This window comes from Stappia albiluteola, assembly GCF_014050225.1.
GTDB lineage: Bacteria > Pseudomonadota > Alphaproteobacteria > Rhizobiales > Stappiaceae > Hongsoonwoonella > Hongsoonwoonella albiluteola.
This window is the reverse complement of sequence record NZ_JACFXV010000002.1, coordinates 1-222: the sequence shown is the minus strand read 5'-3', so window position 1 is coordinate 222 and position 222 is coordinate 1. Positions and strand designations below refer to the sequence as shown.

Annotated in this window: 1 tRNA gene; it reads left to right on the top strand. The window is 55.4% G+C overall.

Annotation, left to right across the window (positions count from 1 at the left end):
* The first annotated feature begins 145 nt into the window (after positions 1-145).
* Positions 146-222 (top strand) — tRNA-Met (locus H2509_RS00005).

Below are 222 nucleotides of genomic sequence, written 5' to 3'. Positions count from 1 at the left end.
AATGCCCCAGCGCCAATGATACTGCGGCTCAAGCCGCGGGAAAGTAGGTCGCCGCCAGGCCCGCTTAACGCATGTATATAAGGGAATATCTCTACGAATGTTACGGTTGTGATCGTCATTGCAACCGACATATCTTCCGAATTGACGCGGGGTGGAGCAGCCCGGTAGCTCGTCAGGCTCATAACCTGAAGGTCGCAGGTTCAAATCCTGCCCCCGCAACCA